Source organism: Paraliobacillus sp. X-1268 (assembly GCF_003426095.1).
GTDB classification, from domain to species: domain Bacteria; phylum Bacillota; class Bacilli; order Bacillales; family Amphibacillaceae; genus Paraliobacillus_A; species Paraliobacillus_A zengyii.
In genome coordinates this window covers 1-736 of sequence record NZ_QJSK01000049.1, presented here as the reverse complement: position 1 = coordinate 736, position 736 = coordinate 1, and the positions used below count along the sequence as shown (strand labels likewise).

At 39.0% G+C, this 736-nt stretch carries 1 protein-coding gene; it reads right to left on the bottom strand.

Annotation, left to right across the window (positions count from 1 at the left end):
• Nucleotides 1–736, bottom strand: a 736-nt coding sequence (locus D2K62_RS18635) for an IS4 family transposase (protein ID WP_117161878.1), incomplete at both ends; no start/stop codon positions are given.

The window sequence follows — 736 nt, the reverse complement described above, 5'->3', positions numbered from 1 at the left end:
CTTCTCTTTTGTAAATACCCCTCTCTTTTCTTTTTTTGTTCCTCGGTTAATTGTTGCACGACCAGACGTGTTTGGAGTGTGTTTTTCCCTTTCTTTCCGATTTGAATGTGCCCATAATCTATCGCTTCTCCATGTTCCAATTTTTTTGCATCTTCTTCTGGTTTGATTTGCATCATCTTCCCTTTTTTATCCCATGTCCAAAACGTCATATTGGCAGGGACACGTGAGATATAAAAGCCACCTGCACGATCTATTTTCTTCAAGTGTTCCCCAGAAAAGTAACCCAAATCGCGCAAGATAAGATCTCCTGGTTCAATTGTGTCTGCCAATTCCCGTGCTGCATGTTGGTCGCTTTTTGTTTGGTCATAAAGGAATGTATGCAGAAATTTCCCTTCAAATAGTTCATATTCTAATTGGATTTTGGCACCATCCGGGTGATCTGGATCATTTTTAGGTACACCAAAAGAAGTGGCGTCTAAAATACGGATACGAGAAAATAAATGATCTATATATAATGGACGCATAAAAATAGCTTGTTGTTCAGCTAGTTGATTAAAAATCCCCTGGAGAAAGGCAACACCTTTCGCATCGAAACGTTGATGTAGGGCCTGTTTAGATATATCCGCACCGGATATGCGCGTGATACTTGAACATAGATTCCCCAAACCACTAGAGCCTACTGTTTCTTTTAAAAAGGCACAAATACTTAAGAAATCTTCTGGCTTTAATTTATTTT